The following is a 14,957-nucleotide window of genomic DNA, read 5'->3' on the forward strand; positions in this document are numbered from 1 at the left end:
GCCGGTCAGTCGTCGTGGCCGGGCCCGGTCACCACCGGTTCGCTCGTCGACCGGCTGACGATGATCGGGGCCGCGCCCGGCTCGGCCCGGCTGAGCACGAGGTCCTCGCGCTGCTCGTAGACGGTCTCGCCGTAGAAGTAGCGGACCGTGATGCCGACGGCGACCGAGCCGTCGGCCGCTGGTGCAGTGGTCACCTTGTCGTACTCGACCCTGGTCAGCCCGTCCGCGATCCCCGGGTCGACCGGCACGTCCGGCCCCAGCATCGCCCTCGCGGCCTCCAGCCCGTCCGTGGCCAGGACGAGGTAGAACGACCGGGCGACCTGTCCGGCCTCCTCAGCACTCAACGGGGCCGTGTCGGCAGGCGCCGACGTCGAGGCGCCGGGGTCGTCGACCGAGCCGGGTCCGTCGAGGGTGCTGGCGAGCGACCACACGAGCCAGGCCAGGAGCGCCGCGAGCGGGACCCCCAGCAACCAGGCACCGAGCGTCCGTCCTCCGGAGCGCCTGCGGCGTGGAGGCCGCGTCGGGGAGGCAGCTGGCACGGCGGCACGCGCGGGCGGTGCGGCCTGCCGCTCCGCGGGAGCGTGGGCGGGTCCGACGACGGGAACCTCCCGGGTGCTGTCCACCGGTCGGTGGGCCTGCGTGGGCGGAGCGTCGGTCCCCCACGGCGCGGATCCCAGCGCGGCCCCGGCGGCGGCTGCGGTTGCGGTTGCACCGGCACCCTGTCCGGCCCGGTCCGCCGGGGGACCGCCCGAGGCGACGCCGCGAAGCGCCTGGGCAGCCTGGTCGGCGGACCAGCGTCGGGCGGGGTCCGGCGCCAGCATGCCCGCCAGCACCGGGGTGAGCGCACCGGCCTGGCGGGGCGCCCGCGGCTGGTCGCGCACGATCGCGTGCAGCTGGGCGACGGCGTTGCCGGCGTCCGGGTAGGGGCGGCGCCCCTCGACCGCGGCGTAGAGGGTGGCCCCGAGGGCCCACACGTCGGACGCGGGAGACGGGTCCTCGCCGCTGGCGACCTCGGGCGAGAAGTACGCGGCGGTCCCGGACACCATGCCGGTGCGGGTCAGCTGGTGGTCCTCCTCGGCGCGGGCGATGCCGAAGTCGGTGAGCTTGGCGTGGGTGCCCGAGGCGTCGGTCAGCAGCACGTTGGCCGGCTTGACGTCGCGGTGCAGGATCCCGGCGCCGTGCGCCGCGGCCAGCGCGGTCGCCATCTGGGCGCCGATGGTGGCCACCTGGTTCACGGGCAGGGTGGCACCGCCCTCGAGCAGGCCGGCGAGCGAGGGGCCGGGGACGTACTCCATGACGATCCAGGGTGCGCCGTCGGTGACGAAGGCGTCGTAGACCCGCACCACGTGGTCGTGCGCGAGCGTGGCACTGGTGCGCGCCTCCCGCAGGCCACGGGTGACCAGGACCTCGGGGTCGGCCTCGCCCGAGACGCGCTTGAGGGCCACCTCCCGGCCGAGGTGCTCGTCCTGCGCCAACCAGACGATGCCGCCACCGCCGCGCCCGAGCGTGCGCAGGATCCGGTAGCGGCCGGCCACGACCTCGGGGTCCTGGCCGGCGGGGGTCTGCCTGGTCGTGCCCAGGTCTGGATCCGGTTCGTCGGTCACGGGGGTCACCTCCCGGTGCAGGGTCGGGTCGGCACGACCGTCAGGGCGCGATCGTCACGGCGTCACCACGGCGCAGCGCCGCGAACAGCTCCTCGGCGCCCACCTCGTCCCAGAGTACGGCGCTGCCGACGTCGGTCTGGTAGTTCATGTCCGCGACCGGCACCGTGAGCGAGTTGCCGTTGCCGTTGGCGACCGCGCGCATGGCCAGCGCGATGCGGGCGCCCTCGAGCATCGAGGTGTCCTCGCCGATCGCCAGCGCGCCGCCCGTGGCGGTGCCGACCTGGTGCAGGCTCCAGGGGTTGAGCACGATGGCCGGGGAGGCCATCTTCTGGACCAGCGCGGCGAGGAACTCCCGCTGCCGCTCGACGCGTCCGATGTCGCCGCGCGGGTCGCTGTAGCGCATCCGCACGTAGCCCAGCGCCTCGGTGCCGGTCAGCTCCTGGCAGCCCGCCGGCAGGTCGAGGTGGGCCTTCTCGTCCTGGATCGGGGCCTCGAGGCACATCTCGACGCCACCGACCTCGTCGACGACGCCGACGAAACCGCCGAACCCGATCTCCAGGTAGCCGCCGATCCGCAGCCCCGTCGCCTGCTCCACGGTGTCGACCAGCAGCTCGGGCCCGCCGAGGGAGTAGGAGGCGTTCAGCTTGTTGGTGCCCTGGTCACGGATCGGCAGGTAGCTGTCGCGCGGAAGGCTGACCAGCGTCGGATCGCCCATCGTCGGGACGTGCAGCATCATGACGGTGTCGGTCCGGGAGCCCTCGGTGGAGCCGGTGCCGAAGTCGCCCCGCTGCTCCGCGGTCAGGCCCTCGCGACTGTCGGTGCCCACCAGCAGGTAGGTCTCGCCGGCCGACCCGCCGGGACGGTCGGGGACGTCCGGGGCGGCGTCGACCTGGTCGATGCTGCCCCACACCATCGCGACGACGACCACCATGGCGACGACGTAGGCGATGAGGAGGAAGGCGACGAGGGCCAGGAACCGCCGGAAGCCGTAGGCGGGGCGTCGCCGACGAGGCGGTCGAGGCGGTGGTGCACCCCGGTCTCCCCGGTCGCTGCTGCGCGGGGCAGGGATGCGCTCTGTCTCGTCCTGGCGCCAGTCGTCCTCGGACCAGTCGTCCTGGCGCCGGTCGTCCTGGCGCCGGTCACCCTCGTGCCGATCCTCGGGGTCGCGCCGTGGGCGCGGGGTCCGGGGCATCGGGCGCGTCCAGTCGTCCTCAGGGTTCGGCACGGGGACCAAGAGTAGGTCAGGCACCTGTCCGTCCGCTGGACGGCAGCGCCCCCGGCGATTCGGCACCGACCCGCGGGTACCCTCACCGGGGTGAGCACTCCCAGCGCGCCCACGGCATACCCGCCGGTGTCGGTCGTCATGCCTGTCCTCAACGAGGAGCACCACCTGCCCGAGGCGGTGGGCTCGGTGCTCGCCCAGGACTACCCGGGTGGGCTGGAGGTGGTCGTCGCGGTCGCCCCGAGCCGGGACCGCACGCGCGAGGTGGCCGACGAGCTCGCTGCGGCGGACCCGCGCGTGGTCGTCGTCGACAACCCGTCCGGCCGCACGCCGGACGGTCTCAACGCCGCCATCGGCGCCACGAGCCACGACGTCGTGGTGCGCATGGACGGGCACGGCGCGCTGAGCGTGGGCTACGTGCGGCGCGCGGTGGAGATCCTGGAGGAGACCGGCGCCGCGAACGTGGGCGGCATCATGCTCGCCGAGGGCACCGGCGACCTGCAGCAGGCGGTCGCCGTCGCGATGCGCTCGCCCCTGGGCATCGGGTCCGCGCGCTTCCACGTGGGCGGCAGACCGGGTCCCGCCGACACCGTCTACCTCGGGGTCTTCCGCCGGGAGTGGCTGCGGCGCGTCGGCGGCTACGACCCCGCGTTCGTGCGCGCCCAGGACTGGGAGCTCAACCACCGCATCCGCGAGGCGGGCGGGACCGTCTGGTTCACCCCGGAGCTCACCGTGACCTACCGCCCGCGCGAGACCTGGGGCGAGCTCACCCGGCAGTTCTTCACGACCGGGCAGTGGCGGCGTGAGGTGGTCCGCCGCCACCCCGGCACCCTCAACCGGCGCTACCTCGCCCCGCCGGTCGCGGTGGCGCTGGTGGCGGCCGGCACGGTGGCCGGCCTGGTGTGGCGCCCCCTGTGGGCGCTGCCGCTCGGGTATGCCGTGGCTGTCACCGCCGGTGGGGCGTGGGCCGCCCGCGACGAGCGCGCGGCCGTGCTGCTCCGGACACCGGCGGTGATGGCCGTCATGCACATGACGTGGGGCGCCGGGTTCCTCCTCGGAACCAGCGCCCCACGGTCGACGGGTCGTCCGCGCTGAGCCTCAGCCCCCCAGCGGGGAGCTCGGCTCGGGGGTGGGCTCGTCGAGGGCGACCGTCAGCTCCGCCCCGGTCTTCTCGGTGACCTCCTCGACCGTGACGCCGGGGGCCAGCTCGCGCAGGACCAGACCGTCGGGCGTGACGTCGATGACAGCGAGGTCGGTGATGATGCGCTGCACCACCTTCAGCCCGGTGATCGGCAGGTCGCACTCGCGGACGATCTTGTGGGTGCCGTCCTTGGCGACGTGGTCCATCAGGACGATGACCTTCTTGGCACCCATGACGAGGTCCATCGCCCCGCCCATCCCCTTGACCATCTTGCCCGGGATCATCCAGTTGGCGATGTCACCCGCCTCGGAGACCTGCATCGCGCCGAGGATGGCGGCGTCGACCTTGCCACCGCGGATCATCCCGAAGCTGGTGGCGGAGTCGAAGATCGACGCTCCGGGGCGCAGCGTGACGGTCTCCTTGCCGGCGTTGATCAGGTCCGGGTGCTCCTCGCCCTCGTAGGGGTAGGGGCCGACGCCGAGGATGCCGTTCTCGGACTGCAGCACCAGCTCGACGTCGTCGGGCACGTAGTTCGGGACGAGCGTCGGCATGCCGATGCCCAGGTTGACGTAGTCGCCGTCCTTGAGCTCGCGGGCGGCACGGGCCGCCATCTCCTCGCGGGACAGTGCCATCTCAGGCCTCCTCGGTCTGCTGGGTGGACGGGTCGACCGGGCGGGGTCGGGTGGTGTGCTTCTCGATGTCCTTGTCGGCGGCCTGCTCGGGGGTGAGGGCGAGCACCCGCTGGACGTAGATGCCGGGCAGGTGGATCTCGTCCGGGTCCAGGTCGCCGGGCTCGACCAGCTCCTCGACCTCGGCCACCGCGACCCCGGCCGCCATCGCGCACAGGGGGTTGAAGTTGCGGGCCGAGCGGTTGAAGACCAGGTTGCCGTGCCGGTCGCCCTTGGCGGCCCGCACCAGGGCGAAGTCAGCGAAGATCGAGTCCTCGAGGACGTACTCGCGCGTCTGGCCGCGGACGGTGAACTCCCGCTTCTCCTTGGGCTGGGACTGCTTGATCACGTTCCCCTCCGCGTCGTAGAGCCACGGCATACCCCCCTCGGACACCTGGGACCCCACCCCCGTGGGCGTGAAGAACGCCGGGATGCCGGCACCGGCGGCACGCATCTTCTCGGCCAGCGTGCCCTGGGGGGTCAGCTCGACCTCCAGCTCGCCCGCGAGGTACTGGCGGGCGAACTCGCGGTTCTCGCCCACGTAGGAGGCGATGACGCGGCGGATCCGACGCTCGGCCAGCAGCAGGCCCAGGCCCGCGCCGTCGACGCCGCAGTTGTTGGAGACGACCTGCAGGTCGGTGATGCCCTGGGCGAGCACCTCGGTGATGAGCACCGTGGGGATGCCGGAGAGCCCGAACCCGCCGACCGCCACGGTCATGCCGTCGGTGAGACCCGCGACTGCCTCGGCTGCTGAAGCGACTACTTTGTCCATGCCGGTGAGGGTACCGGGGCGGGCCCGGGCTGCTGCAGGTGGTGGCCGAGGTGGTGCTGCAGGTCAGGCGCGGAGCTGCTCGGGGCAGCGGTGGACCACGCCCTCGGAGTCGAGCCGGGCGTCGTGGGGGCCGGGGGCGGACCCGCGCACCAGCACCGCCGACCCGTCGGCCGCCAGCACCTGGAGCACCTGGCGGACCAGCAGCCCCGGGTCGGTGGTGGTGATCAGCGTGCGCGCGCCGTCCGGCACCGTGCCGACGTCGCCGAGCAGGTCGGCGTAGGCGACGCGCTCCCCCCCGTGCACCAGGGCCGTGTCGTCCGGCTCGACGTCGTCCCAGGGGATGAACTCGTCGGCGTAGCTGGACAGCTCCGCGGCCTCGTCCATCACCCCGGAGCGCAGCTCGTCGCCGAAGCCGCGGGCCAGGCCGGCCAGGGCCACGGCCACGACCTCGTCGCAGTCCTCGGCGAGGTCGCTGTCGGGATCGGTGGTGACGAGCACGTCGGCACCCTCCTGGGTGTCGACCGTCAGGGTGGCGCCGACGGACCACACGGCGAGGGCCCAGTAGGCGAGCCGCCAGTGCGGGCTCGGCAGCTGCACCAGGACCACGGAGCCGGGCGCGACGTCCAGGCCCTCCTGGAGGGCGTTGGCGGCCTTGGCCACCCAGGTCCGCAGGACCCGGCGCGAGATCTCGATGCGCTCGCCGTGGCCCTCCGGGGTGTCGTCGTAGAAGGTCAGGGCGGGACGGGTGGCGTCGCGTCGGGTGGCGTCGAGGAGCACCTGGGCTGGGAACTGCACGGGACAACGCTAACCCCTGCCGGCCACCCCGGGCCCACGTGTTGCGCGGCGGCCGCCCACGAGGCACAGTTGTGCGCCGTGACAGCCACCGACGCCGGACCCACCCCCGTGCTCGGCCGCCCCGCCCCGCTCCGCCGCCCGCTCCGACGGGTCTGGCGCCCCTCGTGGGCCGTCGACGTGCCCGCCGTCTGGGGACCGCTGCGCCGCGGGCACGGCGACCCGGCCTGGCAGGTGACCGGCGGCGCGCTGTGGCGCGGGATCGGTACGCCCGACGGCCCCACGACCCTGCGGACCGTCACCCACCGCGCCGACGGCCTCGTGCTGGCAGAGGCATGGGGCCCGGGCGCGGCCTGGGTGCTGGAGCACCTGCCGACGATGCTGGGCGAGCAGGACACCGGAGCAGCCGGGTTCGTGGCGCACCACCCCGGGGTCGCGCTGGCAGCCCGGAGGTTCCCCGGCTGGCGGGTGCCCCGGACCGGGCTGGTCCTCGAGGCGCTCGTGCCTGCGGTTCTCGAGCAGAAGGTCACCGGCCAGGAGGCGTTCTCCGGGTGGCGGCGGGTCGTGCGCCGCTTCGGCGAGCCTGCACCCGGCCCCGGGGCGGCCATCGGGCTGCGGGTCCCGCCGACCGCCGGGGCGCTGCGCCAGGTCCCGTCCTGGGAGTGGCTGCGGGCAGGGGTCGGCCCGCAGCGCTCGGACACGGTCGTGCGCGTGGCGCGGCTGGCCGACCGGCTCGCGGACCTGCCGGACCTCGACCTCGCCGCCGCCCGCCGCAGGCTGGTCAGCGTCCCGGGGGTCGGCGTGTGGACGGCCGCCGAGACGGCGCACCGGGCGCTGGGCGACGCCGACGCGGTCAGCTTCGGCGACTACCACGTGGCCGCCAACATCGGCTGGGCGCTGACCGGTCGGCCGGTCGACGACCAGGGGCTGGTCGAGCTGCTGCGGCCCTACGCGGGGCAGCGCTACCGGGTGCAGCGGCTGCTCGAGCTCTCGGGCGCGGTGCGGCCCCGCCGCGGGCCGCGGATGGCGCCGCGCTCCCACCTGCCCGTCCGCGGACGGTAGCGCTCAGCCCCGGGCTGTCGGTCGGTCCACCGCGCTCGGCCGGTCCACCGCGACGTCGGCGACGAGGTCCTCCCCGTGGAGGGCGACCTCCAGCCGGGCCGCCACCCGACCGGCCAGGACCGGGTCGGCCGCGGAGACGGCATACCCCCGGGTGGGGCTGCCTGCCACCTCCGCGCCGGGGTGGCCCAGGAGGGCCAGCCGGACCGCGCGCCGCCCCCGCTCCGAGGCGTCCTCGGGGACGACCGACGGGACACCGACGTCGACGGCCGCGGCCGTCGCGGGCGCCGCGCCGAGCGCTGCCCGGACCGCCTCACGGTGACCGAGCGCGAACCAGTCTCCCGGACCTGTCCGCACGAGCGCCCGTGCGCCGGGCCCACCCTCGAGGACCAGGTCGGCCCTGCCGCGCACCAGCGCGGCGGGCACGGCGTCCTGCTTGCCCTTGACGAGGTCCGCGGCCGCGGCGAGCTCGTCACCGACGGCGCGCGCGGTGACGGCCAGGTGGCGGCCGTCGGCGTCGGTGCCGCCGCGCAGGTCGTCGAGCACGCGGACGCCGTGGGCGCCCAGCGCAAGGTCCGTCTGCCCGTCCCGCCACGGCCGTCCGGCGGTGTCGCTCAGCAGCACGCCGAAGCGCGGCCGGTGCGGGAGCAGGGCCGTCAGGGCGGTGTGCAGGTGGAGCGCGGCGAGGTCGGGGTCGGGCGGCAGGAGCAGGATCCCGCCGTCGGGGCCGGTGTTCGAGGCGTCGATGCCGGCGGCCGCCATCACGGGTCCGGCGACGGCCTCGACGATGCGGGTGGTGCCGCGCGGCGTGCGCCGCTCGGCGACGACGCGGACGCTGTGGCGGAGCACGGCGTCCTCCCGGTCGCCGGTCGTGCCGGGGTCGGCGGCGCCCGGGGCCTCGCGCAGCCCCAGCGCCTTGGACACGACCTTGCTCGAGACGACGAGGACGTCACCGTCGGCCAGCCCGCCGTGCGGCACGAGGGCTGCGGTCAGGAGGGCGGCCAGGTCGGCGCCCTCGCGGACCTCCGGGACACCGGTCAGGGGGATCAGCTGCAGTACACCAGGATCCGCGTCGCTCACGGGCGGTCCCCGGCGAGCTCCAGGCCCAGGTCGAGCGCTGCGCGGGCGATCCGCGCGGCGCCGTCGACGTCGCGCATGAGCAGGTCGAGGCCCCGGACCGTGGTGCTCGAGGGGTAGGCGGCGCCGACGTCCGCCTCGTCCACCAACCAGCCGTCGAGGAAGTCGGCGTAGAGGCCCGCGACGCCCGCCGCGGAGACCTCGACACCCAGCGGCGCCAGGCAGGCGTCGGCGTGGCCCCGCACCGGGCGGCCGCCGATGAGGGGGCTCACGCCCACCACGGGGGCCCGGGTGCCGCGCAGGGCGTCCCGCACACCGGGCACGCCCAGGACGATGCCGATCGAGACCACCGGGTTGCTGGGCGGCAGGAGGACGACGTCCGCGGCCCGGATCGCCTCGAGGACACCGGGGGCGGGGACGGCAGACTGCAGCCCGGCGACCGTGAAGCGGCGGGCCTCGACGGCGGCCCCGAGCCGGACCCACCACTCCTGGAAGTGCACGGCCCGCTCGCCGTCGCCGTCGCCGTCGTCGACGACCACGTGTGTCTCGATGGGGGCGTCGGTGACCGGGAGCAGCCGCACGCCCTGCTCGGGAAGGCCCCACCGGGCGGCCAGCCGCGCGGTCACCTCCGAGAGGGTCGCGCCCTGCCCCAGCCAGAGACTGCGGGCGACGTGGGTGCCCAGGTCGCGGTCCCCGAGGCCGAACCACTGCGGCTGGACCCCGAGGGCGGCGAGCTCCTCCATCACCGCGCGGGTGTCGCCGTCCCGTCCCCAGCCCTGGTCCTCGTCCACGCCGCCGCCGAGGGTGTAGAGGACCGAGTCGAGGTCGGGGCACACCCGCAGCCCGAAGAGCGTGATGTCGTCCCCCGTGTTGCCGATCACCGTGACGGTGACCTCGTCGTCGGTGGGGGACCCGCGGTGGGTGTCGAGAGCGCGGAGAAGCCCCCGCAGGAAGCGGGCGCCGCCGACGCCGCCGGACAGTGCGGTGATCTGCATGCCCCCATTGTGGGAGGTCAGAGGCTTTTAGCAGATCTGGGGTTGACGAAGCGGGATGACACGCGTGTAATTCAGGTGTCGTGATCGTCACGTCGGGTGGCAGCCCGGCTCCGGATCTGCGGCAGGACGTGTAGGCGAAAGGTCGAGGAGGAGCCATGCACGAGCGAGAACTCATGTCGTTGCTGAACAGCGTGGACGAGGTCGAGGAGGCCTCCTGGCAGGAGCGTGCCCTGTGCGCGCAGACGGATCCGGAGGCCTTCTTCCCCGAGAAGGGCGGCTCCACGCGCGATGCCAAGAAGGTGTGCGTGGGCTGCGAGGTGCGCTCGGAGTGCCTGGAGTACGCCCTGTCCAACGACGAGCGCTTCGGGATCTGGGGAGGCCTCTCCGAGCGCGAGCGCCGCAAGCTGAAGAAGCGCGCTGTCTGAGCGGGCGGGCCCCGTCCCTGCCGACCGCGCCCCCGACCGCATGATCTCCACGGAGCCCGGACCGGGCGTCCGCGCCGGTGGCGCCGCGCGGACGCTGGTCGACGACGTGACGGTCGTCGTCCTCGCCGCCGACCGCGCGGGGGTCCGCCCGCCCCTCCACCTCGTCCTCGACGCCCTCGCCGCCCAGACCCGCCTGCCGCAGCGCGTGCTCGTCGCCGGCCTCGACCCCGACGACGACCTCGCGGGCCTGCGGGAGCACCCCCCCCTCACCCGTGCCAGGGTGCCCGTCCTCGTTCGCCCCGCCCCGGAGGTGCGCCCGCACGACGGACCTGCGGGGTCCCCGGCCACCTGGCAGGTCCTGGAGGACGCGCGGCGGGCGCTCCCGGTCAACGCCGCCCACTGGTTGTGGCTGCTGCACGCCGACTCCCTGCCCGAGCCGACCGCGCTCGAGGCGCTGGCGTCGGCGGTGCGGCGCAACAGCCGCGTCGGCGTCGTGGGCCCCAAGCTGGTCCGCGGGGACGATCCGCGCCTCCTCGTCGGGGTCGGGCAGCACGTCACCACCGGTGGCCGGGCCGCCGACGGTCGTCACGTCGCGCTCGTCGACCAGGGCCAGCTCGATCTGCGTCAGGACGTGCTCGGCGTCCCGCTGGCCGGTGCGCTGGTCCGCAGCGACGTCCTGGAGGAGGTCGGCGGGCTCGACCCGGCGTTCGGCTCCGACGGGGTCGAGGGCCTGGACCTGGGCTGGCGCACCCACCTGACCGGCCACCGCGTCGTCGTGGCCCCGGACGCGGTCGTGCGCCAGGGCGAGGCGGGGCTGGGCGTGGTGGACCCGCGCCGCACGCGCGTGCGGCAGCGGCAGCTCGCCCTGGCCCGCGGGTCCGCGTGGTCGTCCCCCTTGCGCGCGCTCGGCGTGCTCGTCACCAGCGCGCTCGCGGCCGTCCTCCTGCTGCTGGTCAAGCGGCCTCACGACGCCGCCGACGAGTGGGCCGACGTCCGCGCCGTCCTCAGCCCGGCGCGTGGCTGGCGCGCGCGGTGGCGCTTCCGGCGACGCCGGACCGTGCGCCCGGGCGACCTGCGCGGGCTGTTCGTGCCGGCCGGGGCGGGCTGGCGCAGCACGCTCGACACGATCGGCGACGCCCTGGACCCCCGGTCCCGGGCGGCGCACGTGGCGGCTACCGGCGGACGGCGGGGCGGTGCGGAGACCGGACCGGTCTCCGACGAGTTCTCCGACGGGGGGCAGGAACGCTCGCGCCGCAGACGGTGGAGCTGGCCGCTGGCGACCGCCCTCCTGCTCTCCTCGGTCGTCACGGCGTGGCAGTGGCGGGGCCTGCTCACCTCGCTCGCGCCCGGTCGTCACGGCGTGGTCGGGGGTGAGCTGGGACCCCTGACCGCGGGCGCCGACGGGCTGTGGCGGTCAGCGCTCGACGGCTGGCGGGGCGGGGGCCTCGGGCACGAGCAGCCCGCGGAGCCCTGGCTGGTCCCGCTCTCCGGCCTGACCCGCGCCGTCGAGGCCCTGCCGGGCGCCGACGACGCCGCCGCCGGCGTGACGATCGCCTGGATGCTCTTCCTCGCCGCACCCGCCGCCGCGCTCACGGCATACCTGGCACTGCGGCGCAGCACCCGACGCCGGTGGCTGCGGGCCGGGCTCGCGCTGGGCTGGACCGGGCTGACGCCGCTCACGGCGGCCGTCGCCGACGGCCGGGTCGGGCCGGTCGTCGTCCACGTGCTGGCACCCCTGCTGCTCGCGGGGTATGCCGTCGCGGCCTCGCGCGGCGGTGGGACCCGGCGCACCGCCGCAACCTTCGCGACGGCACTGGGGGTCGCCGTGTCGGCGCAGTGGGTGCCGCTCGTCCTGGTGCCCGGCACCGTGGGTGGGCTGCTGCTCCTGGTCGCCGGGCGGGGGGTCCGGTGGCGAGGGGCGGTGCTGGCGGCGCTGCCGTGGCTCCTGCTCCTGCCCTGGCTGCCGGCCGCCTGGGCCGACCCCGTGCGGGTGCTCGGCGGCGCCGGCGGGACGGTCGGGACCGCCGTCTTCCCGACGGTCGCCCCAGGCTGGCAGACCCTCCTCCTGCACGCGGGCGCCCCGGTGGCCGTCTCCGGGACGGACGCGGTCGGGCTGTGGCTCGCCGTGCCGTTGTGGGTTGCGGCCCTGGGGGCGCTCGCGCTCCGGGGGCGGCCCGGGCGCCGGGCCGCGGTGCTGGTGACGGGCTCGGTCCTCACCCTCACCCTCGCGCTCGTCGCTCCCCGTGTCGCGCTGGGCGTGCTGCCCACCGGTCACGTCGAGCAGGGCCAGATGGTCACCGTGTGGGCGGGGACGCTCCTCTCGCTGTGCGCCGCCGGGATGCTGCTGGCCGCCGGGATGCTCCTGGACGCACTGCTCGCCGGTCGACGAGCCCCCCGCGGCTCCGACGCCGACGGCGGGGCCACGGTCGCCCCCCCGTGGCGGAGGGGCGCGGCGGGCGCCGTCACGGTGCTCGTCGTCGGGGCGGGGCTGGCCTCGGTGGTGTGGGCCGGGATCGTCGGGCCGGTCGACGGATCCCTGCGTCCGTCGGAGGACCCGCTGCCGGCGGTGGCGGCGGAGCAGTCGCGCGGACCGTCGGCGCTGCGCACCCTGGTGCTGGTCCCCGGTGCCGTCGGCGAGGACGGTGGTGCCACCGCACCGGCGCAGGTGACGGCGGACCTGCTCGGGCCCGAGCCCGAGCCGGCCCGCGTCCTGCGCGACCGTGCCCGGGACCTGGCCGTGGGTGCGCCGGACGCCGGACAGGTCGTGCGCACGGTCGAGGCGATGGCCGGCAGCGGCAGCCCGACGGCGGCGGTCGAGGGACTCCTGGCCCTCGGGGTCGGCTACGTGCTGGTCGGGACGGACGACTCCCACCCGCTCGTCGGGCAGATCGACGCCCTCCCCGGGCTCACACGGGTGAGCAGCCCGCAGGACGAGGTGCTGTGGCGCCTGGTCGACGACCGGCCCGCGCGCGTCCGGGTCGTCGACGCCGACGGGGTCACCCTGTCCCGGCTCGTGGTCGACGGTCCCCACGGTGTCTCGGAGGGCGTCGTGGACGACATCCCCCCGGGTGCCACCCTGCAGGTCGCCGAGGGCGCCGGCTGGGCACGGCACGCCGAGGTCACCGTGGACGGCGAGCCCGCCGAGGTGGCGACGGCCGTGTCGGGGGCCCCGTCGGTGCAGCTCCCTGAGGGGACCCGCAGCATCGTCGTCTCCCAGCCCCCGCCGGCGCTGGCCTGGCACCTGCTCGCCCTCGTGCTCGCCGCCATCACGGCCTTCCTCGCGCTGCCCGTCGGACGCGCCGAGCCCGACCACCAGGAGCCGTCACGTGAGTGAGCACGAAGCGCCGGACGAGGACGCCGTCCCGGCCGACGCCCAGAGCCCGTCGAGCGGGGGGACGGGGTCAGGCGGAGGGGCGGGAGAGGCACCCGGCCGCTCGCCGCGCAGCGTCGGGGACGCCCGGTGGTGGCGGCTCGGGCTGGGCACCGCCGTGCTCGTGGCGCTCGTGTGGGGGGTCGGGGCCCTGGACGACACCGTGCGGCTGGAGGGCGGCACCTCCGACGGGGCCGCCGGCTCCGACGACCGCAGTTCCGACGACCGCAGCTCCGACCCCTCCGGGGCGGTGGACGAGGCCTCGTTCGTTGGCTCCGCGGCGCTGGGCTGCCCCGGACCTGAGCTGCTCGGCGTGGAGGGCCAGGAGACGACTCAGTCGGTCGACGTGTCGGCCGGGTGGGCCACGGGCGCCGTGCTCGAGCGGATGGCCGAGGACGGCGTCGTGGTCCCGTCGGCCGTCGGCGGCCCTGGCGACGACGACGACGCGCAGGCCGCGGACGCCGAGCTCGCCCTGACCGAGACCGGGCCGGCCGGACGCGCGGTCGGACTGCCCGAGGAGGGTGCCGCGCGGCTCGTGCTGGACGGGCCCGCAGGGGCCCTGGTGCTGGCCGCCGGTCCCGGGGCGCCCGGGGTGGTGGGCGGGCAGCTGGGTCTGGGCACCGACCCGGGCACGCGAGGGCTGTCGCTCACGGCGTGCACGACCGCGACCGAGACGCAGTGGCTCGTGGGTGGGGGTGAGGGGCCGGGACGCAGCGAGCAGCTGGTCCTGACCAACCCCGGTGACGACGCCGTCACCGTGGAGGTGGCCGTGTGGGGTGCCGACGGTCCGGTCCCGACGACGGGCGCAGCCGGGATCGTGGTGCCCGGGCGTGGCCGCGCGGTGCAGCTGCTCGACGCGCTGGCACCGTCCGTGTCCTCACCGGTGGTGCGGGTGCACGCGACCGGGGGGCCCGTCGTCGCGCACCTGGGCGAGCACTTCCGCGACGGCACCACCGACCGTGGCGCCGAGGTCGTCCTGACAGCGGCGGAGCCGACCACCGATCTCGTCGTCCCGGCGCTGCCCCGGGCGGAGGAGGGACGCGAGCACGACATCGTGCTCCGCCTGCTCGCCCCGGGGGTCGACGAGGCGGTCGTCGACCTCACGGCGCTCACCGAGGACGGGGCCCGGCGGCTGGCCGGCGCGGTGACCCGGGTGCCGGCCGGGCACACCGTCGACGTGGCTCTCGAGGACCTGCCGGAGGGGACGACCGCGCTGCGGCTGCGCTCCGACCAGCCGGTCACCGCCGGGGCCCGGCTGCAGCTGCTGCCGTCGGACGAGAAACCCACGGTCGAGGGGCAGGACGAGGCAGCCACGACCACCGCCCCCGCGGGAGCCGAGGGCGCCAGGACGACGGCGGGTCCGGACCAGGACGAGGATGCGCCGGACCAGGACGAACCGCTCGTCCGGCCCGCCGGCGACCTCGCCTGGGTCGCTGCGACCACGGTCGCCACGTCGCCGGTCGGGGCGGCGCTGCCCGCGGTCGACGCCGTACCTGGCGTCAGCAGGCAGCTGGCGGTGTCCGCCGTCGACGGGACGGACGCCCTGGTGGTGTGGCTCGACGAGGACGGGCGGGCGAGCGTCGAACGGCTCGAGCTGCGCAACGACACGACCGTGCTGGTCCCGGTCCCCGCTGCTGCGAGCGCGGTCTGGGTCACGTCCACGGGCTCGGCGGGCGTCGCGGCGTCCGTGCTGCTCCAGGGGGCCGACGAGGGGGGCCCCTACGTGGCGGCCACCACGCTGCCACGGGTGCCGTGGCAGCGTCAGGTCACGCAGGTGGGCGTCGTCCTCCCCTGAGCCCGGCCCGCACCCGGCCAGCCCGCTCGACCGGGGG

Annotated in this window: 12 protein-coding genes; 5 read left to right on the forward strand and 7 right to left on the reverse strand. The window is 75.9% G+C overall.

Annotated features, from left to right (window positions below):
- Positions 1-5: 5 nt before the first annotated feature.
- Positions 6-1,604 (reverse strand): serine/threonine-protein kinase, encoded by a 1,599-nt coding sequence (locus ACI3ET_RS03925; RefSeq protein ID WP_405031650.1) that lies wholly within the window; start codon positions 1,602-1,604, stop codon positions 6-8.
- 40 nt (positions 1,605-1,644) lie between these two features.
- The gene (locus tag ACI3ET_RS03930; RefSeq protein ID WP_405031651.1) at positions 1,645-2,829 is read right to left on the reverse strand and encodes an LCP family protein; all 1,185 of its coding nucleotides are present in this window, start codon (positions 2,827-2,829) and stop codon (positions 1,645-1,647) included.
- Positions 2,830-2,919: 90 nt separating this feature from the next.
- On the opposite strand from ACI3ET_RS03930, the gene ACI3ET_RS03935 reads away from it, so the two are divergent.
- Positions 2,920-3,921: a glycosyltransferase family 2 protein gene (locus ACI3ET_RS03935; protein WP_405031652.1), complete on the forward strand. Its 1,002-nt coding sequence runs from the start codon at positions 2,920-2,922 to the stop codon at positions 3,919-3,921.
- A 3-nt stretch (positions 3,922-3,924) separates the two neighbouring features.
- Here the strand turns inward: ACI3ET_RS03935 and ACI3ET_RS03940 are convergent, their stop codons facing one another.
- The 3 genes from ACI3ET_RS03940 to ACI3ET_RS03950 all read right to left on the reverse strand — a co-directional run bounded on the left by ACI3ET_RS03940 (position 3,925) and on the right by ACI3ET_RS03950 (position 6,202).
- Positions 3,925-4,599: a CoA transferase subunit B gene (locus ACI3ET_RS03940; protein ID WP_405031653.1), complete on the reverse strand. Its 675-nt coding sequence runs from the start codon at positions 4,597-4,599 to the stop codon at positions 3,925-3,927.
- A gap of 1 nt (position 4,600) precedes the next feature.
- The gene (locus tag ACI3ET_RS03945; RefSeq protein ID WP_405031654.1) at positions 4,601-5,407 is read right to left on the reverse strand and encodes a CoA transferase subunit A; all 807 of its coding nucleotides are present in this window, start codon (positions 5,405-5,407) and stop codon (positions 4,601-4,603) included.
- Between the two features lie 63 nt (positions 5,408-5,470).
- Entirely contained in the window at positions 5,471-6,202 is a 732-nt protein-coding gene (locus ACI3ET_RS03950) for a TIGR03089 family protein (RefSeq protein ID WP_405031655.1), read from the reverse strand.
- 78 nt (positions 6,203-6,280) lie between these two features.
- Between ACI3ET_RS03950 and ACI3ET_RS03955 the strand changes: the two genes are divergently transcribed.
- Positions 6,281-7,261, forward strand: coding sequence for a DNA-3-methyladenine glycosylase family protein (locus ACI3ET_RS03955; RefSeq protein ID WP_405031656.1), 981 nt, complete (start codon positions 6,281-6,283; stop codon positions 7,259-7,261).
- Positions 7,262-7,264: 3 nt separating this feature from the next.
- Here the strand turns inward: ACI3ET_RS03955 and cofE are convergent, their stop codons facing one another.
- Both cofE and cofD read right to left on the reverse strand, forming a co-directional pair.
- Positions 7,265-8,338, reverse strand: coding sequence for a coenzyme F420-0:L-glutamate ligase (gene cofE / locus ACI3ET_RS03960; protein ID WP_405031657.1), 1,074 nt, complete (start codon positions 8,336-8,338; stop codon positions 7,265-7,267).
- Complete coding sequence (cofD, locus tag ACI3ET_RS03965; RefSeq protein WP_405031658.1) at positions 8,335-9,330, reverse strand: 2-phospho-L-lactate transferase; 996 nt, start codon at positions 9,328-9,330, stop codon at positions 8,335-8,337. The genes cofE and cofD overlap by 4 nt, the downstream gene beginning before the upstream one ends.
- Before the next feature lie 155 nt (positions 9,331-9,485).
- Here cofD and ACI3ET_RS03970 point away from each other — a divergent pair, with 155 nt between their 5' ends.
- Genes ACI3ET_RS03970 through ACI3ET_RS03980 form a run of 3 tightly spaced genes read left to right on the forward strand, consistent with a single transcriptional unit; the run spans position 9,486 to position 14,920 of the window.
- Positions 9,486-9,755: a WhiB family transcriptional regulator gene (locus ACI3ET_RS03970; RefSeq protein ID WP_405031659.1), complete on the forward strand. Its 270-nt coding sequence runs from the start codon at positions 9,486-9,488 to the stop codon at positions 9,753-9,755.
- 40 nt (positions 9,756-9,795) lie between these two features.
- Positions 9,796-13,089, forward strand: coding sequence for a glycosyltransferase family 2 protein (locus tag ACI3ET_RS03975; protein WP_405031660.1), 3,294 nt, complete (start codon positions 9,796-9,798; stop codon positions 13,087-13,089).
- Complete coding sequence (locus tag ACI3ET_RS03980) at positions 13,082-14,920, forward strand: DUF5719 family protein (protein WP_405031661.1); 1,839 nt, start codon at positions 13,082-13,084, stop codon at positions 14,918-14,920. Before ACI3ET_RS03975 ends, ACI3ET_RS03980 begins: the two co-directional genes overlap by 8 nt.
- Positions 14,921-14,957 lie beyond the last annotated feature (37 nt).

It is taken from the genome of Ornithinimicrobium jinqii (genome assembly GCF_045032595.1).
GTDB lineage: Bacteria > Actinomycetota > Actinomycetes > Actinomycetales > Dermatophilaceae > Ornithinicoccus.

What these genes read in the sequence shown, in the direction of transcription:
- ACI3ET_RS03970 (WP_405031659.1), top strand. Translation starts at nt 9,486, where the DNA reads ATGCACGAGCGAGAACTCATGTCGTTGCTGAACAGCGTGGACGAGGTC.
- ACI3ET_RS03940 (WP_405031653.1), bottom strand. Translation starts at nt 4,599, where the DNA reads ATGGCACTGTCCCGCGAGGAGATGGCGGCCCGTGCCGCCCGCGAGCTC.
- ACI3ET_RS03975 (WP_405031660.1), top strand. Translation starts at nt 9,796, where the DNA reads ATGATCTCCACGGAGCCCGGACCGGGCGTCCGCGCCGGTGGCGCCGCG.
- ACI3ET_RS03945 (WP_405031654.1), bottom strand. Translation starts at nt 5,407, where the DNA reads ATGGACAAAGTAGTCGCTTCAGCAGCCGAGGCAGTCGCGGGTCTCACC.
- cofD (WP_405031658.1), bottom strand. Translation starts at nt 9,330, where the DNA reads ATGCAGATCACCGCACTGTCCGGCGGCGTCGGCGGCGCCCGCTTCCTG.